Origin of the sequence: Nocardia sp. NPDC050412 (genome assembly GCF_044458825.1) — a bacterium.
Classification (GTDB): domain Bacteria; phylum Actinomycetota; class Actinomycetes; order Mycobacteriales; family Mycobacteriaceae; genus Nocardia.
This window is the reverse complement of sequence record NZ_JBITIJ010000005.1, coordinates 409,532-435,915: the sequence shown is the minus strand read 5'-3', so window position 1 is coordinate 435,915 and position 26,384 is coordinate 409,532. Positions and strand designations below refer to the sequence as shown.

Sequence of the window (26,384 nt, the reverse complement as noted above, 5' to 3'; positions counted from 1 at the left end):
AGCATCGGCGATACCGAGGAGGTAAGGCCATGGCCGACGAGGCGGTGCCCGCCGACCTGGGCAGGCTTTGGCGACTCCCGGCACCCGCGCGGCTCGGACGACCGGCGGAACTGGACGTCGACCGGGTCGTGCGCGCCGCGGTGGACCTCGCCGATCGCGCCGGGCTCGGCGAGGTCACGCTGCTGAAGGTCGCGCAGACACTGGGTTTCACGAAAATGGCGCTTTACCGCCACGTCGGTTCCAAGGATGAACTTTTTGAGCTGATGGCCGATTTCGCGACCGGTCCGACACCGGATCTCGGGACCGGATCCCTCGACTGGCGGGCCGGGATGCGGCAGTGGGCACACGCGATGCGCGCGGTCTACGCCGAGCATCCGTGGTTGCCGCAGTTACCGATCTCCGGGCCGCCTCGCGGTCCGAACACGATCGGCTGGATGGATGCCGCATTGCGCGCACTCGCCGACACCGGACTCGACTGGGCGACCAAGGTCGGCATCCTGACGCTGGTGAGCGGGCATGTGCGGCAAGCGAGTCTGCTCACCCAGCAGATCACCGCGGCGCGGCGCGGCACTGGTCTCGACGAGGTGCAGGCAAATCGAAATTACCGCCGCACGCTCGCCGTCCTCGTCGATCCGGACCGCTTCCCCGAGGCGGCCGCACTGTTCGCCAGTCCGCTGTTCGAATCGCCGTCGGACGGCGATACCGATGCGGCCGACCAGGACTTCGTATTCGCGCTGGAGCTGATCCTCAACGGCGTGGCCGCCGAGATCGACGGCGCATAGGGTTCAGTCGAGCAGACGCCACGCCCAAGTGGTGGACAGTTCCAACGGGTCACTCGCGGTGACCGGACGTGGATGGGTGTTGATGCCGTTGGGCGGACCGGATTGCGGCTCTACACAGGCGGCTTCGGGTTGTTGGTCGAAGACGACGACCCACTCGGCGGGACTGGTAATGGTCAGCTCGAGAGCGTGCGGCCAGGTCAGGGTCACGGCAGTGCCATCGGGCATCCCGAAACAGTCGTCCCAGGGGCCGGGTTGTGGGCCGATGCGGCGTCCGGTCGGGAGATAGTCGGGGCCGCGCTCCTCCTGCCAGGCGGGGGTGAAGTCGAGTTGGATGTCCTTGCCGGAGCCCAGATTTCGCAGAAACCACGGGTGCCAACCGACCTGAGCCGGAAACGACTCGCCCGCTGTTTCGACCCGCATGGTCAGGGTGATCGAGTGCTCGGTGAGCTGGAACTCCTGGGTGATACGCCCGCGATACGGCCACGGGTCGGTGAGTTCGCAGCCCAGCGCGGCGGTGGATACCGTTGTGCTGAGGACATGCCAGGCCCTGTCGCGGGCGGTGCCGTGGATTGCGTGCGGATCGGCGTTGATCGGCAGCTGATGCAACGTTGCGCCGTTCCGGAACTGCCCCGATCCCATCCGCCCACACCAGGGCGCCATCGGAAACGCGCCGTACCGCGCGCCCTGCCGCAATAGCTCCAGATCGCCGACCCGGAAACTCCTCAGCCGCCCGCCATTCTCCGGGTCGATGCTGACCTGCGCCTTGCCCGCGGTCAGCACAACACCGCAATTGCCTGCATCGGCCATGAGCGCTCCTCCTTGCGACTATGGGGTCAGGTAAGACACAGTGCCACGACCAGCACTGCCACGCTGACCAACGCGGCGCGCCCGAAACCGTCGAGGTGACTTTCCTGGCGCGGCGGGTGCGGGCATGCTTGGGTTAGGGCGGCATCGCCGGTCGAAAACGTGAGGTGACAGATTTGCTGGATATAGTGCGGGGCGTGTCCTTCGTCCAGCTTGCGCTCGACCGGATCCCGGAGCCGTACCGGTCGTATCTGATCCAGCGACGTGAACTGCTCAAGTTCGCCGTGGTGGGCGGGATCACCTGGTTCATCGACACCGGAATCGTCTATGCGCTGAAGTTGACCGTGCTCGGTGAGAAGCCGCTCACCGCGCGCGTGCTCGGTGTCTTGATCGCGACCATCGTTTCGTATGTTCTCAATCGCGAGTGGTCGTTCCGGACCAGGGGCGGTCGCGAGCGGCACCACGAGGCGGCGCTGTTCTTCGCCATCAGTGCGCTCGGTATCGGTGTCACGCTGTTGCCGCAGGCGGTCGCGCTGTATGTGCTCGATATCCGGGTGCCGCACGTCAGTCCGGTCACCCAGGCCGTGTCGAACTTCATTACCGGCCAGATTCTGGGCGTGCTGCTCGCCATGGCGTTCCGGTACTGGGCGTTTCGGCGGTATGCCTTCCCCGACGATCTCGTTCAATCCGAGCTCGAACCACGCTAGGTCGCTTACCTTCGAGGTAATTGCCCCGATTCGGCAACGGGGGTGAAGATCGCCGGTATGACACAGATCGGCTTGCTGCTACCCAGCCGCGAAACTTCGATGACCGGCGAACATGATGCCGCCGGATTGGTCGGATTCGCGCGCGCCGCCGAGGATGCCGGGTTCGATTCGGTGTGGATCGGCGATTCGCCGCTGGCGCGAACCCGAGTCGATCCACTGCCGCTACTCGCCGCCGTCGCCGCGACTACCACGCGCGTCCGATTCGGCACCGCCGCACTCACCGCGACGTTGCGTCATCCACTGCTTGGCGCCCACACCGCCGCCACCGTAGACCAGCTCAGCAACGGTCGGTTGATCCTCGGTCTCGGCGCAGGATTCCCGCTGCCCGAGAGCCGCGACGAATTCGCCGCTGTCGGGGTACCTTTCGACCAACGTGTCGGCCGGCTCGACGAAACGGTGGCCATCTGGCGTCGGAGTTGGTCCGGTGGAACAGAATTCGACGGCCGCTACTGGCAACTCGACGACCTGAAGCGCACCCTGCCCGCCGCCAGCCCAGAGGGTCCCCCGCTGTGGTTGGCGGGCAGTGACACACCGCGGGTGCTCGAACGGGTGGCCCGCCACTACGACGGCTGGCTGCCGTTCCTACCGGACCCGGAAGCCTACGCCCGCGCATGGCATACCCTGCGCGAGAAGACCACCCGCAACATCACCCCAGCCCTCTACGCCACCATCAATATCAACCCGGACTCCGCCGCTGCGCGCACCGAACTCGACGGCTACGTCCGCCGGTACTACCGCCGCTCGCTCGACGAAATGTCCACGATCCAAGCCTATTTCGGCGGTTCGGCCGAAGAATGCGTCGACTGGCTCGGACGGTACCTCGATGCGGGTGCACAGCATCTGGTGCTGCGCATCGGCTCATTGCAGGCACGCCGCCAACTGGATCTCCTCGCCGACGCAATACTCCGAACGGCTTGAGTCTCAGCTTTTCAGCTGGGCGATCTGAATCAGGTTGCCGCAGGTGTCATCGAGCACCGCGGTCACAACCGGCCCCTGATCGAGCGGTTGTTGAGTGAATCGCACGCCGAGCCCGCGCAACCGCTCGTACTCGGCGTACAGATCGTCCACCGCGAACGAGGTGAACGGAATCCCGTCCTCGACCAGCGCTTCCTTGAACGGCCGGACCGCCGGATGCCCATCGGGCTCCAACAGCAGTTCAACGCCTTCCGGTTCCTGCTGCGAGACGACCGTCAGCCAGCGCGCCTCGCCGAGTGGCACCTCGGTCTTCTTCACGAAGCCGAGCACCTCGGTGTAGAAGCGCAATGCCTTGTCCTGATCATCGACCAGAACACTGGTGATATTGATACGGATCATGGGTCCTCCTGGAGCCAACGGTGAGTGAGCCGCCGCAGCGGTTCTCGATTCAGATGGTGGAACTTGTACCGGCCGTCCCGGCGCGTGGTCACCAGACCGGCGGCCGCCAGCACATCCAGATGCTGCGATATCGCCTGTCTGCTCGAAGTGAGCTGGTGCCCCACGGTGAGCCGCGTGCAGAGCTCGAACAATGTCTGTCCGTCGCGATCGGCCAGTTCGTCGAGGATCGCCCGACGCGTGGGGTCGGCCAGCGCCTTGAATACATCACCGCTCACCCCCACACTATAGGCAAGTAAATACTTGCCTATCAAGTGCGGTTCGGGTCGAAAACAGGGCGGGCGAATGTGTCGGGGGCCGAGTTAAATTGGGTTGATGAGCTATGAGTTCGTGGTGCTACCCGCGGGAGCGGCGGCATCGCCGGGGGACGTACTTCCTTATTTTCGATCCAGACGCGGGCAACCCGCCGATGACCACCTCTACCAGACCGTCATCGCCGGACTACACGGCTGGAACAGCCGAATCCCGGCCGCGGCCCGACATGCCAGGCTGCGGATCGAGGCGGCCGGAGATTCGGTTCGGGTGACCGCCGCCGACAGCGTGGATCGCCGCAGGACGCGCGGCTCCGCCATGGACTACGCCGCACCGCGGGTACGCGAGCTCATCGAAGCCCTCATCGCGGGTTTCGCATACGAAATCTACGATGCGCGAACCAACACCTTGACCAGCCCCGAAATTCGCCGCTACGCCTCGATCGATATCGGCGGTGAACGCAAATATTCCTCACTGACCCAGCGCGAGATTTTCGACTGGGTCCGCCAACTCCATCTGCTCGCCACCACCCCCTTCCTGATCGCCGAAAAGGGAAACGACGCAAAGAGTTTCATCCAGACCCGCCGCAACTCCCCGACCGACTACACCCTCGAACTACACCACCCGGCCCGCAACCAACGCCTCGGCGCCACGCTGAGCGACGGCGCAACCGTCGCCCAACTCATCTGGGACTGGGCCTGCGACGATTGGAGCCGCCTCGATGGCGTAGATTGGGTACCGTTGTAATGAAATAATCAGCGCCACTGGATAATTCGTGCCGACGCTGTTCGTATCCATCTCTGGGACAAAGGTATTCGCCTACGCCGAATGGCCGGGCAATACGCACACCGCGTCCAGACCGAGCACATGATTGAGGCGTCCGAAGGCCAGCCACGATCCGATGCTCATACTCAATTCGACGATTTCGGTCTGGCTGTATTGCGCTCGCATTCGCTCCCAGAACTCGTCATCGAGATTGTGGTGATCGGTGGCGTAGCGTTCGGCGTATTCGGCGGCCAGTCGGGTGCGTTCGTCGAACAGGTCGGTGGTGCGCCAGTTGGTGACCGCGTCCGCGAACTCCGGCTCCACCTTCTGGCCGTCGCGTTCGGTGCGCCAATCCAGGCAGAAGATGCAGCCGTTGACCTGGGCGATCTTCAGTCGCGCCGCCTCGAATTCGCGCAGTCCGAGGGTCGAATGCGAATACACCGACAGCGAGAAGTTCGAGGCGGCCAGGCCGATGCCGGGCACCATCTCGCCCCAGACGTAACCGATCGGGTCCTTGCCCTCGGGGATGTCGATGATCATGAATGTTTCCTTCCGAGCTTGCCGACTGCGGGACGCAGTGGGACATCGAGCGCGTCATAGAGTCCGGGTTCGGCGTCGACGAGCCAGTCGATGGCATTCACTAATCGACCGACCGCGGTGGCATTGCCGCCCGCGGCACGGTTTCCGTCCTCGTCGGCGGCCTCGATGGTGATTTCGATGCGCGGATGGCCCTCGATGAGCACACGGTGCGCGCCCTCGCCGTCCGGTGGCCTCGGCCAGTCCGGCGCGCAGGACGGGTGGATCCGAGTGACGTGCTCGATGACGATGCGCGCCTCGCCCTCGACGATCCCCTGCACCTCGAATCGCAATGCGCCCTGCGTGTCCGCCGCGAACTCCCCCATCCGCTCGGTGTTCACCGTGGTATCGAGCGCGCGCCGGTCCAGGGTTTCGCGGATCTCCTCGAGTTCGACGTCCAGCGCACGCGCCATCAATCGAATCTGGCCGCCCCACACCATGGTCGGGATGCCGGGCGCCACCATCGGCGGCAGATAGTCCATCGGTTGGCCCATGCCGACCAGATAGCGCACCGAATCGGGCTGGTCGTAGCTGGTGTAGTCGAATATCTCCTGGCAGCGGATCGCTTCCACGGTGCCGCCGAGTCCGCTCATCAGCAGCGGCAGCACATCATTGCCCCAGCCGGGATCGACACCGGAGACGAACAGGGACCCACGGCCCCGCGCGACCGCCGCGAGCACCGGATCGCGCATTTCGGGTGGGGCGCTGCGCGGATCGTAGAGGGCGTAGAGCGCCGGTGTTACGACGACGGCGCCGGACTCGACGGCGCGGACGATATCGGCGAGCGCGGCATCGGGGCGGATATCACCCGAAGCTGCGTACACCACAGCTCGAGGTCCCGCGGCCAGGGCGGCCTCGATATCGGCGGTCGCCGGGACGCCGAGGTCGTAGTCGAGCCCCGCGAGCCGGCCCGCATCGCGGCCGACCTTATCCGGATTGTGGACGAGCACGCCCGTGAGTTCCAGCGCCGGGTGTGCGTCGACGGCGCGGATGGCCGAGCGGCCGACATTGCCGGTGCCCCAGACAATCGTGGGGATCATCGAGTGAGCGTAGCAAGCGCTTGGTTTGGTAGTTGGCGTTATGGGAATTACGTAGGGGGACTATGGAATTCGCGCGGCTATTTCGCGGTGTTGTAGCGGATCAGGTAGTCGGCGAAACGCTGGATGTCGGTGTCGTTCCATGCCGTCAAGCGCTCGGCGAACTCCTGATGGCGACGCCGTTCGGCTGCCCCCGCGACCCGCCGACCCTCCGGTGTCGGCCGCAGGATGTGGTTGCGCCGGTTGTCCGGATCGACCTCCCGAGTCAGATAGCCCAAGCGTTCCAACGCACCCACCTGCCGACTGACCGTGGACTTGTCGAGCACGAAATGGTCCGCGAGATCGGTCGCCTGACAGCCGTCGCGCTCGATAACCAGATCCAGGATGCTCGACGCGACCAGCGACAACTCCGGATGCAGCTCCGAGGCGCGACCGCGGGCGCGCCGGGCGAAGGCGGTCAGCTCGCGCTGGATGATGTGGATCGACGCGGAGCGCGGTTCACTGGCCATGGTTGCACTATACATCAGTTGTATGATACAACAGTGATAGTTGTATTTACCAACTGTTAGGAGTTGACCTTCATGCGCTCGCACCAGCTACGCCATGTCGCCGGACATCTGCTGACCCCGCTGCTGATGTGTCTGGGCATGGGGCTTGCCTATCTGGGTGCGTTCCATCAGCCCGAGCCGAACCATTTGAAGGTGGCCGTGGTCGGCGCATCCGCGCAGGACATGGTGCTGGCGCAGACCATGAAGGACAAGGCCGGTGACGCACTCGAGGTCGTCACGCTGCCCACCCGCGATGATGCGACCGCGCATTTGCGCGACCGCACGCTCTCCGGCGCGTACATTCCCAACGCGCAACATCCCGAACTACTTGTGGCCAAGGCGAATTCCGATACCACCGCCATGGCGGTCGAGCTGGTGTTCCGGCAGGTCACCGGGACACAGGGACTGCCGATGACGGTCACCGATATCACCCCGACCGCCAGTGGCGACCCCACCGGACAGGGCCTGTTCTTCCTGCTGGTCGCCCTGAGTATCGGCTCCTACGGCAGCGTCGCCGCGATCGGTGCGGCGGGCGCGGGACTGTCCATGTGGGTGCGCGCGGTAATCGGCTTGGTGACCTCGCTGATGGTCAGCGTTATCGGAATCGCGGTGGCCGCACCGGTCTTCCATATCGTCGATCACGATTATGCGACGATATGGGCGATGGGTTGGCTGTACTCGGCGGGCATCATCACCGTCGGCATCGGACTGCACACCTTCTTGAAGCGTTGGACCACGCTCGCGCTGATGGTGCTGTTCGTCATGCTCAACTTCACCACCTCCGGCGGCATCTACCGTCCCGAACTGCAGAACGGTTTCTTCGGTTCGCTGCACGCCTTCTGGAACGGAGCGGGTTTCGTGGAGGGTGCGCGCAGCCTGCTGTATTTCGACGGTGGTGCGGGTTTCGGCGGTCGCATCGCGAGCCTGTTCGTGTGGCTGGCGGTCGGTGCGGTGTTACTGGTGGTCGCCGCGCGATATGAACGGCATATTTCCCCCGCGCCCGCCGCTGCGGTCCGCGCGCAGCGACCGGTAGAGACCGAGGAGGAAATGGAAGAGACGGTCGGCGTCTGACGCCTGTTCGAATCGACCCACGGATGCATTCCATCGGTGGGTCGAGTTGCGCGGTCACCGCGCATCGCGGGCCGGGACCGGGTATGATGACCACATCGCCGCTCTGGCACTCGAATTCCGCAGAACCCGATTTATATGTAACCGTGAGTTACATATAAATGCCTGCCGTTGCCAGCTCGGCACGGTCTGAATATCGCATGGCGCGCAACGTCTTCGAAAACACTCGAGTTGATCGTCGCGCCTTTCAGGGTGCAAGATCAGTGGATGTGTCGCGTGGCGGCGCCGGGTGGACGGCGATCGGCATGGAGGCACCGTGATCGAGGAGTCCGCCGTGCATCCACTTTCGCGCTCGCACTGAGGTCGAGCGGGCCATCGAGGCCCCGCCGCATTCCAACCCCCTTCGCGGAGCCGCACGGCCTGTGCGTCTTCCTCGAGCGAGAGACGATTCATGGCATCAACCGACCTCGACGCAAACCGGGCGCGTGCCCTCGGACAGGAACTGGTGGCGATACACGACTGGCTGCGAACCGAACTGAGCAGAATCCGCGCGGATGTCACCGCCTATGCAACCGGTTCGGAACTGCGGCCGATGCGACTTCGCGCGCACTGCACGGCATTCTGCGCCGCGCTGACCAGGCATCACACCGGCGAGGACACTGCGGGTTTTCCGGCACTAGCCGACCAGTTCCCCGAATTGGCACCGGTTTTGGCCGAACTGCGCACCGACCACCAACTGGTCGCAGATATCCTGCGCAGACTGACCGAACTGCTCGACTCGATCAGGCCGGACAATGCCGATACCCTCCGGCGCGAATTCGACGGGCTGGCCGCCATCCTGGAATCGCACTTCCACTGGGAGGAACGCAGACTCGTGCAAGCTTTCGACGGACTCGAAATGGGTACCAGGACGGGCGAGGAACTTCTCGGCGCTACGTTCGCGCTCGATCGCATGCGATCGGATCGGGACTGAGATAGCCACCAGATCAGAGGCAGGTACGGTGTTAGCGGCCGGACCGCGTAGACAGGGGCGAGGAAGCATCGGTGAAAGGTCGGGGCGCGATATGAATCAGCCGTATTCGCACTGGTATGCCCAGAATTCGCCGGAAAACCTACCGCTGGCCGCCCGGTATCAATCCGCCGACCCGATCACCTGGAACGGCAGCCTGATCTACCCGATGTATACCGAGCAGGTCGGGGCTGCGCCGATCCTGGTCACCATGAAGTTACTGTCCGCGGCACCGCCCGCGGGTCTGCGCGGACACGGCATCGGGCTGTCAGTGGTCGACGGGCACATCGGCATCGAAGGCAGACGCCTGGCCGGGGTGGACGTGTGGAGCGATGCCCTCGCCGCCGGCGTCACTTTCGAGGTGGTTCCGACCGATCCGGGCGCGCTGTTCTCGCTGACTCCGGTCTGGGTCGACGGATTCGGCGCACAAAAATCCTGGTCGGGCAACTACGGCATCCTCATCGAACAACCACCGACCGGGCGGATCGTCCTATGGTGCAGCGTCGGCGAGGGACCGCCCAATTTCGCCAACCTGGTGCTCGAGGTGGACACCGCGAGTTCGCCCGCTGCCTCCGTCCCGACCCCGGCGGCCGCTGCCCCCGTGCCAGCGTCCCAACCGTCGCAGCCCGCGCAACAGCGACAGGACGGATCCGCGCAGCCGACGGCACCGATTCAGCCGCAGCGAGCCGTATCCGCTACCCAAGAGCAGACGAGACCCCCTGAGCCGCAGCCGACACCGCCCGACCTCGAATCGGTGCGGTTCCCGGAATCACCGCAAACGGCTTTCGCCCGCCCCGAGCTCCCAGCAGCCGAGCAGACCACGCCGTTGCATCCCGCGCGTACCGGGTTGATGCAACCATCGGTTGCCGAGCAGGCTCCGGTGGTGCGGGAACGGGTAGCGGATTCCGACCACGCCCCGCTCTCGGAACCACCGAAGCCCGAACCACCGAAGCCCGAGCAGCCGAAGCCCGAGCAGCCGAACTCGCGGCAGCGCACCAAGGACGGCGACCGCGGCTATCGCGCCGCCCTCTACGATCTCGGCGTCGCCATGTTCGGACGCGGCGAGGAGGAACAGGCGTGCGGTCTGTGGGCGCAAGCCGCCGAGGCGGGGCACGCCGGGGCGGCCTATGACCTCGGCGTCGTCCTGTTCAATCGTGGCGAACTCGGCGATGCCGAGCGCTGGTGGCGCACTGCGGCCGATCGCCGCGAATCACGGGCCATGACCGGACTCGCCGAGCTCCTCCAACGTCAGGGCAACCACGCCGAAGCCGAAATGTGGCGAGCCTGCGCAGCCGAGGAGAAGACCGACGAACACGATCAATCGGTAACTTCGGGCTGAGTGTCAGCGGGATTCGATGCCGCCAGTTGGTCCCCTGGCGGCCATCGGCGCGTTGAGTCCACGTCAGGCGACGGGATTCTCAGCGCGCGGCTCGGCGACCAGACCAATTCCATCGGCTCGGGTATCCGGGGCCGACACTGCCGTCGCGCTGTGGCTGATGGCCTCGGAATCGCAGCGACGGGCGCGATAAATCAGTCGCGGACAACCCCGGCGTGCTCTATGTTTGCCCGTATGGGAGGCAGTCCTGGCTTGAACGGAGCGCGCGTGGTCTGCGCGTACTACGTGCGGCCCCGCGCGGCGGCCCGGCCTCTGCCCGCGCGCTGCGCTGCTCCCCTCGCCGGATCGATCTGATCGATTTCTCACGGCGCTGAGATGGGCTGCGCCCCATAGTGTTCCGGCACGGGTCCGGGCGAATCACACATTCCTGATTCGACCACTCCGTTCGGAGGACACCCATGTCCCGCAATCGTTCGCTGCCGCATGCCCGAATCCGCTCCGACAGCACCCGCAAACAGCTGTCGCAGAACTTCCTCACCGACACCCACGTCGCCCGAAGGCTGGTACGCGCCGCCGGTATCCGTGCCGATGATCTCGTCGTGGAGATCGGCCCCGGCGACGGCATGCTCACCGGTCATCTCCTGCACTACGCACACCACATCCTGGCTTACGAAAAGGACCGCCATTACGCCGAGAAACTCCGTGCACGCTATGCACGCGACCGTCGAATTCAGGTGCACCACGCCGATATTCGCCAAATCACCCCGCCTCGCGTTCGATTCATTGTTGTCGCCAATATCCCGTTCGCCGCCAGCACCGATATTCTGCGCTGGTGTCTCGCGGCACCGGAGCTCACCTCGGCGACACTACTGACCCAACGCGAGTTCACCCGCAAATACGCCGGGGACTACGGCCGCTGGACCAAACTGACTGTCACCCAATGGCCCACCGTGACAATGGAAATGGGCATCAGCGTGCACCGCGACCGCTTCCGTCCGATCCCCCGGGTAGATGCCGCCGCCCTGCGGCTGCGCAGACGTGAGCAACCACTACTCGCGCCAAGGGAACTCCGCGGCTACCGCCAACTCGTGGAACTCGGCTTCTCCGGCCTCGGTGGCTGCCTCGCGACCACACTGCGCCTGGCCTATCCCACCCGCCAGGTCCGAGCGGCCTGCACCATTGCCGGAATCGCGCTCGACGAACCGGTCGGCCTCGTCTCCCCTGACCGCTGGCTCACCCTCTACCAGGCATTGAGCTAGCAAATCAGTTGCCCAACTCGGCCGCCATCGGGGTATCGGCGGAGCTACGATGCGCAGATGGCGCACCCCGCTCCGCCGGTTCCGGGGGCGACGGTCGCTGCGGACCGCTCGCCGGGTGGTTCACGTGGCACCGGAGTCGCCGAGGTCGTCGAGCGATTCGCGGATGCCTGGCGGGCGGCCGATACACCGCCGGATCTGCCCGCGTATCTACCGGACTCCCCCGCCATCCGCCGGGTGTCGCTGATCGAGCTGATCAAGGTCGATCTGGCGAACCGCTGGATGCGCGGCACCGAGCCGAAGCGTCTCGCCGAGTACGTCGAAGATCTGCCGGAATTGCGTACCTGGCCACTGCCGCCGGATCTCATCTACGAAGAGTTCCACGTCCGCAGGCGCGCGGGTACTTCGGTGGATGTCGAGGAATACACCGCGGCCTATCCCGAACAGGCCGAGCAACTCTCGCAGATGCTGGCCACCGACGATTACCGCAGCACTCTGATGTCCGTCTACACCGATCCGGTGAACCTCGACGAGATCGACGTCGGCCAGAAAATAGACGACTTCGACCTGATGACCGGACTGGGGCGTGGCGCGTTCGCGCGGGTGTTCCTGGCCAGACAGCGCTCCATGCAGCGACTCGTCGCGGTCAAGATCTCCCAGGACAAGAGCGCCGAACCACAGACCCTGGCCCAGCTCGACCACGACTACATCGTGCGGGTCTTCGACCAGCGCGTCCTGGAGAGTCGCCGCCTGCGCCTGCTGTATATGCAGTACGTGCCGGGCGGCACGTTATTCACCGTGCTCGAGCGGGTGCGCAATACCCCGGCGGCCGAGCGGTCGGGCGCACTGCTGCTCGATGTCATCGACTCCGTACTCGCCGACAAGGGTGAGATCCGCCCCAGCGAATCGCCCGTGCGTGCCGAACTGGCCGAATTGTCCTGGCCGGAGACCATTGCCTGGCTCGGCCGCAGGCTGGCCCAGGCGCTGGACTACGCCGGACGCTGCGGGGTGCTGCACCGCGATATCAAACCGGCCAATGTGCTGCTGACCGCCGAGGGCATCCCGAAACTCGCCGATTTCAATATCAGCTTCAGCGGCAATGTCTCCGGTGACAGCCCGGTCGCGTATTTCGGCGGCTCGCTGGCCTATATGTCACCGGAGCAGTTGGCCGCCGTGCATCCGGACAAATCGACGACTGCCGCCGACCTCGATACCCGCAGCGACCTCTACGCCCTGGCCGTCATGCTGTGGGAATTGCTTACCGGCCGTAAACCTTTCGACGACGATACGGTGACCGGCGGCGATCGCACCGCACTCGACGGCATGTTGAACCGCCGCTCGGGCAGTCCGAAATCGCTGCCGTATCAGGACCTTCCGGCCGATTGCCCCGCAGCGCTGTGCCGCGCACTGGTGCGTGCGCTCGACCCGGATCCGGATAAGCGGTGGGCGCGCGGTGCGGATATGGCCCAGCAATTCGATGTCTGCCTGCACGCGCGCGCCCGTGACCTGGTCGACCCGCCGCCGCACAGTTGGCGACTGCGCGCCCGAGTGCTCATGCACCCGATCATGGCGCTGGCCATCGCCGGTCCGAACGCGCTGGCAATCCTGTACAGCTACAACCACAATCGCACGCTCATCATCGCCAAACTGGACGCGCAGGCGCAGCACCGATTCGACCAGTTCGCCGTCACCACCTACGGCATCTGCTTCCTGGTCGGGATCATCCTCACCAATGTGCTGCTGGCCGATCTGTGGTCCATCTCGCGCGGGCTACGCAAGGGCAAGTCCTACGATGCGCCTACGCTGGCGCGCGCCCGCTGCGATACTCTGCAACTCGGTCGCCGAAATGTGTTGATCTGCTTCGCATTATGGGTATTGTCCGGTGTCGTCGTCCCGGTCTCGGTGCAGGTCTCCGGCAATCACCTCACCGCCGAAGCGTATGTGCATTTCTTCATCACCCAGATCGTGTGCGGCGCGATCGCCATGGCCTACCCGTATTTCCTGGTGAGTTTCTATGCGGTGCGCAGCGTCTACCCGATGTTCTTGCCGCACGGCAGACTCGGTGCCGCCGATGACACCCAGCTGCGCCAACTCGACCGCACCAGTACCTACTTCCTCGCCATCGCTGCCGCGGTCCCGCTGCTCGGCGTCGCGGGCGCGACTTTCATTCCCGCCGGGGATATTCCGGCGGTCATTGTGCCGCTGCGTGTGCTGTGTGTGGGCAGCGCGCTGGCCTTCATCGCCATCTATTGGTTGTTCCGGATGCTCGAACAGGACCTCGCCGCTTTGGAGCACATTGTCGCTCGGTGATCAGCCCGGCTGGATGAGCATGCCCGCCGATTCGATCGGCGGCGTGGCGTCGGTGTAGCCGTCGAAGAGCGTGAGCGTGCACGACGTGATGACCGTCGGCGAATCCTCGCCATTGACGATGACCAAGGTCGGTGCCCCGAATAGCCTCGGTCACCGGTCCATGCCTCGGTCACCGGTCCAATCTGGCATAGATCCACTCGACCACCGCGGCATTGTCGTATCCGATCGCGCCACGGCTCCGACCGTCGACCAGCCGGACCGGCGGTGCGCTTGCCGGAAGACTGCCAGGCGGGCGATACCAGCGAAGCGGGTCCGGTGGGCCAGGTGGCACTGCAGAATGTGATCTAGAGGTGCTTCGTGCACTGTCATTGCGCGAGGCCTGGGGAACCGGGAGCGAATATGACCGCCAGAGCAGATCTCGAACACGAACTGGGCGGCCCCGTCGCGGCCCTCGATCAACTCTCCGAGGCGGAATCGGCGGAATTGCTGACCATGTTCCGCGACACGCGCAGGGCCGAGACGGCCGGACTCGCCGAGGCCGTCGACGGACTGGTCGGTGCACTGCCCTGGCCGCTGAGCACCGCGGCCAAAAAGGTCATGTTCGGGAATCGGCTCGGCTGATGACGGACCTGGTGACCAGGGCGCAGCTGGTGCTGCTGGCCCGTACACTGCACGTCCCCGCCGAACGCCTGTCGCATTTGGAGAAACTCGGCGCGGGACAACTGCACGAACTGCAACAACGCATCGCGCGCGTCCTCTTCGACGACCATTCCGCGACCTTCGGGCGGCTCAGCAAGCTGGTACCGATCATCCCGCTGAGCGTTTCGATACCGCTGGTGCAGCGGGTCGTTCCGCCGATGATTGGCGGACGCGCCGCTGGTGCGGTGGGAATCGAACATCCCAAGAAGGCCGCGGAAGCCCTCCGCATGCTGGACCCGAAATATGCCGCCGATTGCGCGCCGTATATCGACCCGCGCACCATCGGCCGGCTCGCCCAGGTCGCGCCGCCGGAACCGGTCGTGCAGGTCGCCAACGAACTGTTGCGCCGCAAGGACTATGTCACGGCCGGTCCGTTCCTCGGCTTCGCGACGACAGAACTCGTCCGTGCGATCGAGGCGGGCGTATCCGATGACGAGGGCCTGATCCTCTCGGCGGCCTATGCGTACTCGGGCGCGAATATCAGCGCGATCGTGCGCCAACTGCTGTCCGGGCCGCTGAATCGGGTACCGCATATCCTCCGTGCCGTCCTCGCCGGTTCCACCGAGCTGCGTTTGGCGGCGGTATCGGTTTTCGCCCGCTGCGACGAGGATGTGATCGAAGCACTCGGCGACATCCTGCTCGATATCGGCCCGCCCGCAGCCATTACCGAACTCGCCGCGACCTTTATCGAGCACGGCGCGATCAATGACATGCTCCGCTTCACCGCCTACCTGAGCCCATCGGCCCTGGATACGCTGGCGGCCAACCCGATCACCGCGGACCCAGCGGCGATGGCGGCGCTGGTCGCCGCGCTCGCGGGATGCAGCGATCCGATTCTGTGGCGCGGCCTGCTCGACCTGGTCGAGCGCACCGATACCGAGATCCAACGTCGAGTCGGTACACAGCTACTGGAATTGCCCGAATCAACCCTGACCGCGATACCCGGCATCGCGACCAAGGGCCGATTGTGGTCGACACTGCTGCGGATCTTGTCCGAGGCCGATGCCGACACCCAGGCCCGTCTCGGCGAGCTGTGGGCCGAGCTGCCCGCCGAGGATCGCACGGACATCCAGGGACGTGCCCGCGATCTAGGACTCGCGACCCGCTTGGCGACGCTGACCGTCACGCTGGACATCTATGGCTGACACCAGCAGTACGTGCATCCAAAGACATACGCGCGCAAACGGTCTCGGGTGAGGCGGCCCGAGACCGGTTGCGTCGCAGGCGGAACTAGACCGGCGTGAAGTCCCGACTCGCGATATACGTCGGTCGCGGCGCCGGCGCGGCGAACGGCTGCACCAGCGCGTTCTCCACGCTGTTGAACACCAGGAAGATATTCGACCGCGGGAACGGCGTGATGTTGTTCGACGAACCGTGCATGATGTTCGAATCGAACAGCAGGGCCGATCCGGCGCTGCCGGTGAACTGGGTGATGCCGTACCGGTTCGCCAGCGCACCGATATCCGCGTGCGTCGGTACGCCGATCTCCTGCTCCTGCAACGACTCCCGATAATGCTCGGCCGGAGTGCTGCCGGTGCACGGTACAAAGGTGCGGTGCGAGCCGGGCATCACCATGAGGCTGCCGTTGATCGGGTAGTTGTTGGTCAGTGCGATGGACAGGCTGACCGCACGCGGTGCGGGCATACCGTCCTCGGCATGCCAGGTCTCGAAATCCGAATGCCAGTAGAAACCGGTGCCGCGGAAGCCGGGCATGTAGTTCACCCGGCTCTGATGGATGTAGACATCCGAGCCGAGCACCTGCCTGGCCAATCCCGCCACCCGGGATTCGCGCACCAGATCGGCGATCGCGCTGCTGAGCCGGTGCACCTCGAAGACCGAACGCACCCGGTTCGAGGCCTTCTCCACGATCACCCGGTCATCACCCTGTAACGCCGGATCACCGGCGAGACGGTCGATTTCGGCACTGAACTCGGCGACCTCGGCGGGTGTCAACAGCTCTTCGACGATTCCGAAACCATTGGCATCGAAGGTGGCCAACTCCTCGGAATCGACCGCGCCCCAGACCGTGGGATCGGTCCGGTCTCGGTGCCCGCCCGCCGTGACGAGCCGAGTCGGGTAGCGATCGTCGGTCTGCACCAACGTCATTGCTCCTCCTATCCGCTTACCTGGGCCGCGACCAGCGGGTAGACGCCATCGCTGTCATGGATCTCCTGCCCGGTGACCGGCGGGTTGAACACGCACATCATCCGCATTGCGGTACGCACCTCGAGGCGGTGGCGCTCGTTTCCGTCGAGCAGGTACATCGAGCCCGGCGCCAATTCGTAGCTGACGCCGTTATCCAGATCCGTCAGCGTCCCTTCACCTTCGATGAGCCACACCGCCTCCACGTGGTAGCGGTAGTGGAACTCGTGCACGGTCCCGGCCTCGATGCTGGTCTCGTGGAAGGAGAATCCGACGCCGTCGCCGCCGAGGACAATGCGCTTACTGCGCCAGCCCTGACCCGCGACATCGCGTTCGGTGCCGGTGATCTCCGCGGTGCTGCGCACGATCATCTCAACGCTCCTGTCCACAGACGGTGCCGATCGCGCCGGTCAGCACCCGTAGACCATGCTCGACCTCCTCGTCGGTGACCGTCAACGGCGGCAACAACTTCACCACTTCGTCCAGCGAACCGGACGTCTCCACCAGCAGCCCACGCTCGAAGGCCACCTGGCAGACCTTGCCCGCCTGGGATGGATCGTCGAAAACCACACCGTGCACCAGTCCGCGACCCCGCGTCGAAATGCCCGGGAAGTACTCGGCCGCCTGGGTCAGGGCCGCACCGATACGCTGCCCCTTCGCCTCGGTCGAGGCCTGCAGAGTGCCGTCGGACCAGAAGTGCTCCAACGCGGCCTGTGCGGTGATGAAGGCCGGGTTGTTACCGCGGAAAGTGCCGTTGTGCTCACCCGGCGCCCAGACGTCGAGCTCCGGCTTGAACAGCACCAGCGCCAGCGGCAAACCGTAGCCGCCGATGGACTTCGAGAGCGTCACGATATCGGGGGTGATGCCGGCGACCTCGAAGGAGAAGAACGGCCCGGTCCGGCCGCAGCCCATCTGCACATCGTCGACGATCAGCAAAATTCCGCGCGCAGTGCACAATTCGGACAGATGCCGCAGCCATTCCGGGCGTGCGATATTCACTCCGCCCTCACCCTGCACCGTTTCCACGATCACCGCGGCGGGCCGATCGAAACCGGAGGAGGTGTCGTCGAGCACCCGCTCCATCCACTGGAAGTCGGCGGTGGTGTTGTCGAAGTAGCCGTCATAGGGCATATGCGCGGCATGCACCAGCGGCACACCGGCGCCGGCCCGCTTGGCGGCATTGCCGGTCACCGACAGCGCACCCAGCGACATGCCGTGGAAGGCGTTGGTGAAGCTGATGATCGTCTCGCGTCCGGTGACCTTACGGGCCAACTTCAGCGCGGCTTCGACGGCGTTCGCGCCGGTCGGGCCGGGGAACTGGACCTTGTATTCCAGGCCGCGCGGCGCGAACACGGTATCGCGCAGGGTTTCCAGCAGCCCGCGCTTGGCCACGGTCGACATATCCAGGCCGTGGGTGATCCCGTCACCGGCGATGTAGTCCAGCAGCGGCTGCTTGAGCACCGGATTGTTGTGGCCGTAGTTCAACGCTCCCGCTCCGGCGAAGAAGTCGAGGTACTCCTTCCCGTCCTCGGCGCGCAACCAACTCCCGGACGCGGTGGTGAACACCGTCGGCCAGGCGCGGCAATAGCCACGAACATTGGATTCGAGCTCCTCGAAAATGGTCGTCTCGGCGGTAATCAACGTCGATCCTCCTGCTTTCGGGCGGTGGGGGCGATCAAATAGAGGTCTTCGGCAGCGTGGCTGTCCGGGAAGAGTTCGGAATCGAATAAGGGCTGCTTGGTCAGCTCGGCCGATCGGCGACGCGCCACCGAGGCGAACATCGCGATCGAGGCCGGATTGTCCGGTGCGATCGTGGTCTCCAGTGCCGAAACACCGGCGCCGGCCACGGTGTCGAGCAGCGTTTCCAGCAGCGCGACGCCGAGGCCGCGTCCCCGCTGTTCGTGCTCCACCGCGACCTGCCAGACGAACACCGTCTGCGGGGCCTGCGGACGCAGGTAGCCGATCACGAATCCGACGACCCGGCCACCGACTTCGGCAACCACCGAGGTGCTCGCGAAATCACGACACCACAGCAGGTAGGCGTAGCTGGAATTGGTGTCGAGGACCTGCGAATCCTTGGCGATCCGCCAGATCTCGGCCGCGTCACCGACTCTCGGCGGGCGCAGCACCGGCTGGGTGTGCGCTCCGGCAATCGGTACGGCCGAAGGATATTCGGTGACCGATGGTTCGATTGTCGTGGTGGACAAGGTGTGCAGTGACATACGTCTCCCTGGTCCGGTCTGCATTACTTATCCAGGCTTACGAAGCAACTTTGAGGTGAACCTGTCGATCTCTTTGCGGTTGTATTACGAAAAGAAAACAACCGCAGGCAGCGTCATACTTCGGTGCCATTGCGGCGTCGGTCACACTGCTCACCGCTGCAGATCGAGTCGGTAGCCGAGACCGCGCACGGTGACTACGACGCGCGGATCGGAGGCGTCGAGCTCGATTTTGGTGCGCAGGCGGCGCATATGAACATCGACGATCCGTTCATCGCCGAAAAAGCCGTCGTCCCATACTCTTTCGAGCAGAACGGTGCGGCTGAGCACCCGCCCGGGCGATTCGGCGAGCTCGCAGAGCAATTTGAATTCGGTGATGGTGAGCCGGATTTCATCCTCACCGCGGCGCACCGCACCACCGTCGCGATCCAGCACCAGCGGCCCGTCGGGGTGTGCGTCGAGTACCGCCTCGCGCGGCGCTTCGCGCTCCATAGTCAGGCGCGCGCGCCGGCGCAGCGCCCGCATGCGCGCGGAGATCTCCTTGATCTCGAACGGCTTGGTGACGTAGTCGTCGGCACCGGCCTCCAGTGCGGCCACCACATCATGGGTGTCATCACGCGAGCTGACCACAATGATCGGCACGTCGTGCTCGCGGCGGATCTCCCTGATGCAATCGAAGCCGTCCATGTCCCCGAGCATCAGTTCGACGATCATCACATCGGGAGCACCATTGTTGCGCAGATACGTCAGCGCGTCCTCGGCCTCCTGTGCCTCGGCAACGTCGTAACCCTCATCTTCCATGGCCGTGCGCAGTGCGCCACGTACCACTTCGTCGTCGTCAACGATCATCAGGTTTGCGGTCAAGCCCTCATCCCTTGCAACCACGCGGACGCGACGCGACGCGGAGACTCGCGTACCCAGAACCGACGCGAAAGTCCGCCTTCGAGCACCTTTGCCAACTGCTTGAATACCCCGGCCGACCAATTGGTAAACGGCAGGTCACGGGAAGTCGGTTAGCGTCCGGCTACCTCCACCCTGCGCATGAGGACCCGATTTGTGCAAATTGAACGTGACATGCGACACATTTCGGCCAGTGTCACCACTCGTCGCGATGGGATTGTTCCAGCCGGTTGAAGTTGCTCGGCCCGCCATCGGCCCTGCGCTCCTGATAGCGGAACATCAGCCGACGCGCATCGAAGGTGGCGAACCATTCGTCCCAACCCACCGCGCGCAGCACCGCGCCGCCATACCCGGGGAAATCGAAGCGCAGGACGCCGAGGCGACCACCGTATTCGCTGCCTGGCATGGTGGCCGGGCGCGCACCGCGCTGCTCGGCCCACCGCCGGATCACTTCATGATTGCGGGTGACGAGGAAGCGCCCGGGCTGCTGCGGGCCCTCGCCACGAACGACTGATTCCGGCGGTTTCTTCAGCGACCTCGAAGCCCCCGGTCCGCTGTACGGATCTCGGGTGGCCGGTCGTCGCTGATCGTTCATGACGACCTCCTTGCGCGTCGGCATCAATAGTCCGGTTCCTCTTCGCGTACCCGCGTGCGACGCCGGGCAAACCGTGGCTCCGATCACTACGAAAGACGTTGCGCGACAATGTATTACCGTCGCTATCAGTCGCGCAGTGCGTCGTCGCGCAACTTACCGAGCGTTCTGGACAGTATGCGCGAGACGTGCATCTGCGAAACGCCGAGCTGTTCAGCGATCTGGGACTGGGTCTTGGACTCGAAGAACCGCATGACCAGCACCTCGCGTTCGCGGTCGGGCAGTTCCTCGATCAGCGGCCGAACCGCCAGATAGTCCTCCACATACTGGTAGCTGGGCTCTTCCTCACCCAGGCTGTCCAGCAGCGGTTGCGGCGCGTTCTCGATGTCGTCACCGGCCACCGCGTCGATCGAACTCGACTGATAGGCATTGCCCGCGATGAGCGCCTGGGTGACCTCGACCAGATCCACACTCAGTTCCGCGGCGATCTCGCGGGCCTTGGGCAGCCGACCGAGCCGCTGCGATAACGCCTCGATGGTCGGACCGATGCTCAGCTGGATCTCCTTGGTGCGCCGTGGCACCCGAACCGCCCAGGTGTTGTCCCGGAAATGCCTGCGCACCTCGCCCATGATCGTCGGCACCGCGAACGACAGGAACGAGGAACCACGCGACACATCGAAGCGGTCCACGGCCTGCACCAGACCCAATCGGGCCACCTGCAGCAGATCGTCGAAGTTCTCCCCGCGCCCGGAGAATTTGCGCGCGATGTGTTCGGCCAGCGGCAGGCACCGGCCGATCAACTCCTCGCGCAACAGTTCTCGACGGTGATCGGCCGGGTCGATGGCGGCGATCTTTTCGAAGAGCGGCTCTATATTGTCGTAACTGTCGCGGTGCGCTCTCGAATCAGCCGCCATCACCACTCCGTGCCCAGCTGAAGTCGACGACGGTCGGGAATCCGGAGACCGCGCTGTCGAACGGCTCCTGCGCCGCCGAGATCGACTGTGTCAGCGTGCGGACGATGTGCCAGCCGAATCCGGCCTGACCGACCACCTTCTCCGACACCGCGACCGCGGCGACGCGCACGAACATTTCGTGATCGTTGTAGGTGAAATCGCAGTGCAAGGTCGAGCCTGGTGTTGCCTCCAGGATCAACGAAGTGGCCACCTCATCGAGCGCGAGCCGGATATCGACCACTTCATCGATCGCGAAATCCGCGATGAGCGCAACGGTTTCGGCGAGCGCGCGCAGCATGGTCAGCTGCTCCAACTCGGCAGGGATGCGTACCCCGATCGTCGTCGTCTTCTCCGCCGCGGACTGGGAACTCCAATCCCCCATGCCCATCACCACCTCTTTTCCTCCGAGCCGACCGGAACCTGCCTTCGGGTCGGGGGCCATTCGCGACTTACCCGGCCGGTCACGATCGAAACATCACAACCGGTGTGGATTCGACTCAGTCGGCCTCGATCCGTTCATGCGCAGTCAACAGCAGATGGTCGAACCGCGTGCGCATATCGGCCATCGAATCGGCCAGCGAGCCGAGATCGGCGACCAACCGTGCGGCCAGTGCCCGCAGTTTGATATTGGTCTCCTGGGAGCGCCAGCTCAGCACCCGGAACGCCTGTTCGGCACTGACGCCGTAGACCAGCATCAACGCGCCCTTGGCTTGCTCGATCACCGCCCGCGCCGCATACAGCTCGGGCAGCGTGCCGTCGAGGGTTTCCTGCTGCCGCTCCTCGAGTGCCTCGGTAACATCGATGTAGTACCCCGACGTCCCGATCACCGTTTCCGCCTCGTCGAGCATCTGATCGGCCACCACAATCACATGGTGCACGCGACCGGTCGTATCGATGATCCGGTGCCGACTGGAGAACGGCTGCGCATTCTCGATGGAGTTGGCCAGAGTGTCCGCGACCTGCGCCCGGTCCTCGGGATGCTTATGCGACAACAGCAGTTCGGTGGTCGGTGTCACCGTCCCCGGCTCGTATCCGTGCAACAGCGCGACCTCGTCGGACCACTCCCACCGTTGGTCGGCAAACCAGAAGTAAAAGGTGCCGACGTTCTGCACCTTACCCATGCCGATGACCCGGCCCAAGGCTTTCGCCTGCTCGGGCGAAACCGATCCACTCTCCATCACAGCGCAAGTATGGAGCGTGATCATGCTCGGTGCCGGGATATCGGCCCGACCAGGGACTTAAGACCTCATTATGTGTCGAGTGCGGCACGCATGGTGGGGAAATCACAGCACACGGCGCGTACTCCGGTAATGGCGAGCACCCGCTCGATCTCCCGGCGACCCGCGACGATCCGCACATCGGGGCCGCCGTGCGCAGCGTGCTGTTTGATCGCGCCGATAGCGGCCGCGACCCGGATGCTCAGGAATTTGGTAGCGCGCAAATCCAGGACGACCGCATGGCACCGGGTCGCGACGGCACGTTCGAGCATCGCGCGGAATTCTGGGAGTGCGGCCGCGTCGAGTTCACCCTCGGCCCGCACCACCACACACTGTTTACGGCGGTCGACCCGCTGTGCCCAGAACCGGTTGCGTGGTCGTTCACCGGCCGGATGCCGACCGTTTGATCGGTGCTGAAGAGCGGCTGACATGTCAAACCTCCCAACGGAGATACCGGTCCTGGGCGGCAGGATCGGATCGGCAGGAGGGCGACGGTTGGAGGAGTATCACTACGCTGCGTCGGTAGTCGCCACACTGTCGCGTGTCGCTGAGCGCTCCCGCTGGCCGAGTCCCGCGTGGTGTACCGCTTCGAACCCGGGTTCGGCTGTAATTCTCAACCGGTACAAGTCTGGCACGCCGGCGTGCCCCGGATCAACCATAATCAACCATCCGAGCCAGCGCGGCGGTCGCGCCAGCGCCAGGGCAGCATCACCCAAGCCAACGCGAACAGCATCGCGACCACCACACCCGCCACCGCACCGGCGATGGCGCCCGCGACGGTGGCCATCACCAGAATCGTCGCACCGGTCAACGCGACGCCGAGCAGCGCGATCCCGGCCATCGCACAGCGATGGGCCGCGGCCACCACATTGCCCAGCCGATGTCGCCGGAACAGGATCCGATGCCACGATACCGGCGCGACCAGGAATACCGTCGCCCCCATCGCCGCGGAGACGGTGCCCAGATATAGCAGTCGCATCGGCTCTGACAAGGTGGTGAATCCGGCCTGGAACGGAAGGATCAGCAGGGCGCTGATCAAGAACTGCACACCGGTCTGCACGACGCGCAGTTCCTGCACCAGATTGGACCAATTGCGGTCCAGCCGTTGGGCTTCGGTCTCGTGCCTGGCTTTGCGATCCCATTCCTGATCATCGATGGTCACGGCAGTGTCATCGCCTTTCGATGTCGTCGCCATGGCTGCTCCTGGGTTCGCGCTCCGTGTTGGCGGCGTACCCGCGCCGGGCCGGCGTACACCCCGCGATCGGTGATCGCCAGCACCGCTGATTCGGTGTTCGACGGGCGGGTACGCGAAGGATGACGCCGATGCGATCGGCGGCATCGTTTCGAGGAGGAGCGATCCATCATGAGAATCACCGGAAACGGCCGAGGTCGCATCGCCGCGGTGGCCGCCGCGGCCGCGCTGGCGGTCTTGGCGAGCGGCTGCGAGGAGGCCGAGAAGGCCGTGAACAAGGGCGGTGACACGCCCTGTAACGAATTCGTCGCGCAGGACAAGGACAAACAGCGCGTCACGGTGACCAAATTCCTCGAGCAGGAACGCAACGGTAATGCGCCGGCGACCAATGATCAGTCCGTCGACGCCTCGATCGCGGCCATCGAACTGATGTGCCGGGCGCAGGCCAATCCGGACACCCCTATCCGCAAAGCCGACTTGACCGGCATCCTGGTGCCGAAGTAATTCTGGTGACGAAGTAATGGGTTGCCGGACATATTGTCCGACAACCCATTACTTTCATGTGCAGCGATTATCGATAATCACTGCCCCTGCTGGTAAGCGCGCTGGCGCTGTTCGTCGAGCTTGGCTTCGGCGCGCTGCTTCTCGGCGGCCGCTTCCTTGCTGGCTGCTTCACGCTGTGATTCCGCCTTATCCTGCTGGGCCTTGCCTTCGTCCCGCAGGTCGTCCTTTCCGAAGACTGCGCCGGCGGCCTCCTTGACCTTGCCCTTGGCGTCTTCGACGACGCCTTCGACACCTTCACGGGGACCACTCTTGTGCTCGGACACGATATCTACCTCCGAAATATCGGTTTTCAGGTGGACATTCGCCGCATACCCGGGATCTCTCGGTTGAATCGGAACTGCGCATTTTCTTTGTTGATTCCGGAAATTCTCGCCCGCGTATCCGGATGTTTCGGCGGCGCGGCAACGGTTATCGCCGGAGCATGAGGTCCCTGTGGTTGAACGATGCCGAAGTGCCGGCGCGCCTGCGGCTCACGCCGGGGCTGCGGTTCGACACCGTCGTGATCGGCGCCGGGCTGACCGGCTTGGTGACCGCCCTACTGTTGGCCGAGAGCGGGGTCGACGTGGCGGTACTGGAGAGTAAGCGCGTCGGTGCGGGCACGACCGGTGCCAGCACGGCGAAGATCAGTCTGCTGCAAGGGATTCGAGCGCAGCGGATCCGCGCTCGACACGGCGATCGGGCGGTGACCGACTATGTCGAGGCCAATCGCGAAGGGCAGCAATGGTTATTGCGGTATTGCGCCGAGCATTCCGTGCCCATCCAGCGCGTCCCGGCGCTTACCTACGCTCAGTCCGAGTCTGAAATGGCCGCTGTGCGAAGGGAATACGAGGCGACACGGGCCGCCGGCCTGGCCACAACACTCGTCGAGGAACTGGAGGTGCCTTTCCCGGCGCACGGTGCGGTCCGGCTAGACAACCAGGCCCAGCTCGATCCGATGGCGCTGCTGGCCAGTTTGGCCGCCGATATCGAATCGCGCGGCGCGCCGATCTTCGAATCCACCCGGGCCAAGGGCGTGCACAGCGGCGAACACGACCAGTTGGTCGTCGAAACCGAGCACGGCGATCTGGTTGCGCGCACGATCATCCTGGCCACCGGCACCCCGATACTCGACCGCGGCGGTTTCTTCGCCCGGCTCACTGCCGAGCGCTCCTATCTGAGCGCCTTCCGGGTAGCCGAGCCGATTCCGCACGAAATGTTCATCAGCGCGGGCGAGCCGACCCGGTCGCTGCGGTATACTCCGGGTCCCGATGGCGCGGATCTGCTGCTGGTCGGCGGCAACGGCCACGTAGTGGGGCGCACGGATGCGGCGAGCCGCCGGGTCGAGGAGTTGATCGCCTGGACACGGCGCTGCTTCCCCACCGCCGAACCGCTGCAGAGCTGGTCCGCTCAGGACTATCACCCGGTCGACGAACTGCCGTACGTCGGACCGCTGCTGCCCGGGCAGAATCACATCCTGCTCGCCACCGGTTACGCCAAGTGGGGTTTGACGAACGGTATTGCCGCGGCCTTGGCGCTCGCCGGCCGGATCAACGGCAAACCACCGCAGTGGGCCGATACCTTCGCCAGCTGGCGCCCGAGCGAGCTGAAGTCGATACCCGCCGCTGTATTCGCCAATAGCTCTGTGGCCCAACAACTTTCCTTCGGCTGGCTGCGCATGCTCGGCACCGGCCTCGGTGCAGCGCCTGCCGAGGGCAGCGGCCGCGTCGAACGCCACGGGCTGCGCCCGACCGCCGTATGCACTGTCGACGGCGCCACCACCGAGGTCTCCGCGGTCTGCCCACATCTGGGTGGCATCGTGCGCTGGAACGATGCCGAGCAATCCTGGGACTGCCCGCTGCACGGATCCCGATTCGCCGCCGACGGCACCCTGCTCGAGGGGCCGGCCACCGACTCGCTGACGCCGATTTCCGGCCCGTTCCCCGGCCCCGTGACTCAGGACTGACCGGGTCTCACACAGCGCCGACACCACGGCACCCTGAGCGCAAGCTAGGAATTTGATCGACGGCGGAGGACAATATTCGCAGC

General features: G+C 64.8%; 32 protein-coding genes. 13 read left to right on the top strand and 19 right to left on the bottom strand.

From position 1 onward, the window contains the following. Positions 1-29 precede the first annotated feature (29 nt). Positions 30-782: a TetR/AcrR family transcriptional regulator gene (locus ACIBI6_RS16550; protein WP_364351486.1), complete on the top strand. Its 753-nt coding sequence runs from the start codon at positions 30-32 to the stop codon at positions 780-782. 3 nt (positions 783-785) lie between these two features. On the opposite strand, the gene ACIBI6_RS16545 is transcribed toward ACIBI6_RS16550, so the two are convergent. Beyond that, a complete protein-coding gene (locus ACIBI6_RS16545; RefSeq protein WP_364351483.1) occupies positions 786-1,589 on the bottom strand; it encodes an aldose 1-epimerase in 804 nt (267 codons plus the stop codon). A gap of 194 nt (positions 1,590-1,783) precedes the next feature. Here ACIBI6_RS16545 and ACIBI6_RS16540 point away from each other — a divergent pair, with 194 nt between their 5' ends. Both ACIBI6_RS16540 and ACIBI6_RS16535 read left to right on the top strand, forming a co-directional pair. Continuing rightward, positions 1,784-2,293 carry a GtrA family protein gene (locus ACIBI6_RS16540; RefSeq protein ID WP_040690789.1) on the top strand — a complete coding sequence of 170 codons (510 nt, stop codon included), beginning with the start codon at positions 1,784-1,786 and terminating at the stop codon, positions 2,291-2,293. A gap of 57 nt (positions 2,294-2,350) precedes the next feature. Further along, complete coding sequence (locus ACIBI6_RS16535; protein WP_364351480.1) at positions 2,351-3,271, top strand: LLM class flavin-dependent oxidoreductase; 921 nt, start codon at positions 2,351-2,353, stop codon at positions 3,269-3,271. Positions 3,272-3,274: 3 nt separating this feature from the next. On the opposite strand, the gene ACIBI6_RS16530 is transcribed toward ACIBI6_RS16535, so the two are convergent. Both ACIBI6_RS16530 and ACIBI6_RS16525 read right to left on the bottom strand, forming a co-directional pair. Next, positions 3,275-3,664: a VOC family protein gene (locus ACIBI6_RS16530; protein ID WP_364351661.1), complete on the bottom strand. Its 390-nt coding sequence runs from the start codon at positions 3,662-3,664 to the stop codon at positions 3,275-3,277. Beyond that, on the bottom strand, positions 3,664-3,942 hold the full coding sequence (locus ACIBI6_RS16525; RefSeq protein ID WP_364351477.1) for a metalloregulator ArsR/SmtB family transcription factor: 279 nt from the start codon (positions 3,940-3,942) through the stop codon (positions 3,664-3,666). Before ACIBI6_RS16525 ends, ACIBI6_RS16530 begins: the two co-directional genes overlap by 1 nt. 97 nt (positions 3,943-4,039) lie before the next feature. Between ACIBI6_RS16525 and ACIBI6_RS16520 the strand changes: the two genes are divergently transcribed. Further along, on the top strand, positions 4,040-4,723 hold the full coding sequence (locus ACIBI6_RS16520) for a hypothetical protein (RefSeq protein ID WP_364351474.1): 684 nt from the start codon (positions 4,040-4,042) through the stop codon (positions 4,721-4,723). Between the two features lie 72 nt (positions 4,724-4,795). Here ACIBI6_RS16520 and ACIBI6_RS16515 read toward each other — a convergent pair whose 3' ends face one another. The 3 genes from ACIBI6_RS16515 to ACIBI6_RS16505 all read right to left on the bottom strand — a co-directional run bounded on the left by ACIBI6_RS16515 (position 4,796) and on the right by ACIBI6_RS16505 (position 6,863). Then, entirely contained in the window at positions 4,796-5,281 is a 486-nt protein-coding gene (locus tag ACIBI6_RS16515; RefSeq protein ID WP_364351471.1) for a carboxymuconolactone decarboxylase family protein, read from the bottom strand. Then, a complete protein-coding gene (locus ACIBI6_RS16510) occupies positions 5,278-6,357 on the bottom strand; it encodes a dihydrodipicolinate reductase (protein ID WP_364351468.1) in 1,080 nt (359 codons plus the stop codon). Before ACIBI6_RS16510 ends, ACIBI6_RS16515 begins: the two co-directional genes overlap by 4 nt. 77 nt (positions 6,358-6,434) lie before the next feature. Further along, positions 6,435-6,863 (bottom strand): MarR family winged helix-turn-helix transcriptional regulator, encoded by a 429-nt coding sequence (locus ACIBI6_RS16505; protein ID WP_396956826.1) that lies wholly within the window; start codon positions 6,861-6,863, stop codon positions 6,435-6,437. A 72-nt stretch (positions 6,864-6,935) separates the two neighbouring features. Here ACIBI6_RS16505 and ACIBI6_RS16500 point away from each other — a divergent pair, with 72 nt between their 5' ends. The 5 genes from ACIBI6_RS16500 (at position 6,936) to ACIBI6_RS16480 (ending at position 13,881) form a co-directional block, all read left to right on the top strand. Beyond that, positions 6,936-7,973 (top strand): hypothetical protein, encoded by a 1,038-nt coding sequence (locus tag ACIBI6_RS16500; RefSeq protein ID WP_364351462.1) that lies wholly within the window; start codon positions 6,936-6,938, stop codon positions 7,971-7,973. Positions 7,974-8,421: 448 nt separating this feature from the next. After that, positions 8,422-8,943: a hemerythrin domain-containing protein gene (locus ACIBI6_RS16495; RefSeq protein WP_364351459.1), complete on the top strand. Its 522-nt coding sequence runs from the start codon at positions 8,422-8,424 to the stop codon at positions 8,941-8,943. A gap of 91 nt (positions 8,944-9,034) precedes the next feature. Further along, positions 9,035-10,318: a hypothetical protein gene (locus tag ACIBI6_RS16490; protein ID WP_364351456.1), complete on the top strand. Its 1,284-nt coding sequence runs from the start codon at positions 9,035-9,037 to the stop codon at positions 10,316-10,318. A 455-nt stretch (positions 10,319-10,773) separates the two neighbouring features. Further along, the gene (gene erm, locus ACIBI6_RS16485; RefSeq protein WP_364351453.1) at positions 10,774-11,574 is read left to right on the top strand and encodes a 23S ribosomal RNA methyltransferase Erm; all 801 of its coding nucleotides are present in this window, start codon (positions 10,774-10,776) and stop codon (positions 11,572-11,574) included. 57 nt (positions 11,575-11,631) lie between these two features. Then, the gene (locus tag ACIBI6_RS16480; RefSeq protein WP_364351450.1) at positions 11,632-13,881 is read left to right on the top strand and encodes a serine/threonine-protein kinase; all 2,250 of its coding nucleotides are present in this window, start codon (positions 11,632-11,634) and stop codon (positions 13,879-13,881) included. Here ACIBI6_RS16480 and ACIBI6_RS16475 read toward each other — a convergent pair whose 3' ends face one another. After that, the gene (locus ACIBI6_RS16475; protein WP_364351447.1) at positions 13,882-14,007 is read right to left on the bottom strand and encodes a hypothetical protein; all 126 of its coding nucleotides are present in this window, start codon (positions 14,005-14,007) and stop codon (positions 13,882-13,884) included. A 273-nt stretch (positions 14,008-14,280) separates the two neighbouring features. Between ACIBI6_RS16475 and ACIBI6_RS16470 the strand changes: the two genes are divergently transcribed. Next, entirely contained in the window at positions 14,281-14,502 is a 222-nt protein-coding gene (locus tag ACIBI6_RS16470; protein ID WP_364351443.1) for a hypothetical protein, read from the top strand. Next, positions 14,502-15,725: a hypothetical protein gene (locus tag ACIBI6_RS16465; RefSeq protein ID WP_364351440.1), complete on the top strand. Its 1,224-nt coding sequence runs from the start codon at positions 14,502-14,504 to the stop codon at positions 15,723-15,725. The genes ACIBI6_RS16470 and ACIBI6_RS16465 overlap by 1 nt, the downstream gene beginning before the upstream one ends. Positions 15,726-15,810: 85 nt before the next feature. Here the strand turns inward: ACIBI6_RS16465 and thpD are convergent, their stop codons facing one another. The 11 genes from thpD to ACIBI6_RS16410 all read right to left on the bottom strand — a co-directional run bounded on the left by thpD (position 15,811) and on the right by ACIBI6_RS16410 (position 23,798). Then, the gene (gene thpD, locus ACIBI6_RS16460) at positions 15,811-16,686 is read right to left on the bottom strand and encodes an ectoine hydroxylase (protein WP_364351437.1); all 876 of its coding nucleotides are present in this window, start codon (positions 16,684-16,686) and stop codon (positions 15,811-15,813) included. 8 nt (positions 16,687-16,694) lie between these two features. After that, on the bottom strand, positions 16,695-17,093 hold the full coding sequence (locus tag ACIBI6_RS16455) for an ectoine synthase (protein ID WP_364351434.1): 399 nt from the start codon (positions 17,091-17,093) through the stop codon (positions 16,695-16,697). 1 nt (position 17,094) lies between these two features. Beyond that, positions 17,095-18,363, bottom strand: coding sequence for a diaminobutyrate--2-oxoglutarate transaminase (ectB, locus tag ACIBI6_RS16450; RefSeq protein WP_364351431.1), 1,269 nt, complete (start codon positions 18,361-18,363; stop codon positions 17,095-17,097). After that, positions 18,360-18,944 (bottom strand): diaminobutyrate acetyltransferase, encoded by a 585-nt coding sequence (gene ectA, locus ACIBI6_RS16445; protein WP_364351428.1) that lies wholly within the window; start codon positions 18,942-18,944, stop codon positions 18,360-18,362. The genes ectB and ectA overlap by 4 nt, the downstream gene beginning before the upstream one ends. Positions 18,945-19,094: 150 nt before the next feature. Beyond that, positions 19,095-19,805 (bottom strand): response regulator transcription factor, encoded by a 711-nt coding sequence (locus tag ACIBI6_RS16440; RefSeq protein ID WP_364351425.1) that lies wholly within the window; start codon positions 19,803-19,805, stop codon positions 19,095-19,097. Between the two features lie 232 nt (positions 19,806-20,037). Beyond that, positions 20,038-20,436, bottom strand: coding sequence for a hypothetical protein (locus ACIBI6_RS16435; RefSeq protein WP_364351422.1), 399 nt, complete (start codon positions 20,434-20,436; stop codon positions 20,038-20,040). A gap of 125 nt (positions 20,437-20,561) precedes the next feature. Beyond that, entirely contained in the window at positions 20,562-21,347 is a 786-nt protein-coding gene (locus ACIBI6_RS16430) for an RNA polymerase sigma factor SigF (protein ID WP_364351419.1), read from the bottom strand. Further along, positions 21,337-21,768, bottom strand: a complete 432-nt coding sequence (locus ACIBI6_RS16425; RefSeq protein WP_364351416.1) for an anti-sigma factor — start codon at positions 21,766-21,768, stop codon at positions 21,337-21,339. The genes ACIBI6_RS16430 and ACIBI6_RS16425 overlap by 11 nt, the downstream gene beginning before the upstream one ends. Before the next feature lie 115 nt (positions 21,769-21,883). Next, positions 21,884-22,564 carry a PAS and ANTAR domain-containing protein gene (locus ACIBI6_RS16420; protein ID WP_396957058.1) on the bottom strand — a complete coding sequence of 227 codons (681 nt, stop codon included), beginning with the start codon at positions 22,562-22,564 and terminating at the stop codon, positions 21,884-21,886. Positions 22,565-22,635: 71 nt separating this feature from the next. After that, positions 22,636-23,034, bottom strand: a complete 399-nt coding sequence (locus ACIBI6_RS16415; protein WP_364351413.1) for an STAS domain-containing protein — start codon at positions 23,032-23,034, stop codon at positions 22,636-22,638. Positions 23,035-23,264: 230 nt separating this feature from the next. Further along, on the bottom strand, positions 23,265-23,798 hold the full coding sequence (locus ACIBI6_RS16410; RefSeq protein WP_364351410.1) for a DUF6328 family protein: 534 nt from the start codon (positions 23,796-23,798) through the stop codon (positions 23,265-23,267). Positions 23,799-23,966: 168 nt separating this feature from the next. On the opposite strand from ACIBI6_RS16410, the gene ACIBI6_RS16405 reads away from it, so the two are divergent. Next, complete coding sequence (locus ACIBI6_RS16405) at positions 23,967-24,299, top strand: hypothetical protein (protein WP_364351407.1); 333 nt, start codon at positions 23,967-23,969, stop codon at positions 24,297-24,299. A 77-nt stretch (positions 24,300-24,376) separates the two neighbouring features. Here the strand turns inward: ACIBI6_RS16405 and ACIBI6_RS16400 are convergent, their stop codons facing one another. After that, positions 24,377-24,622, bottom strand: coding sequence for a CsbD family protein (locus ACIBI6_RS16400; protein WP_364351404.1), 246 nt, complete (start codon positions 24,620-24,622; stop codon positions 24,377-24,379). A gap of 158 nt (positions 24,623-24,780) precedes the next feature. On the opposite strand from ACIBI6_RS16400, the gene ACIBI6_RS16395 reads away from it, so the two are divergent. Beyond that, positions 24,781-26,301, top strand: a complete 1,521-nt coding sequence (locus ACIBI6_RS16395) for an FAD-dependent oxidoreductase (RefSeq protein ID WP_396956824.1) — start codon at positions 24,781-24,783, stop codon at positions 26,299-26,301. The last annotated feature ends 83 nt before the right edge of the window (positions 26,302-26,384 follow it).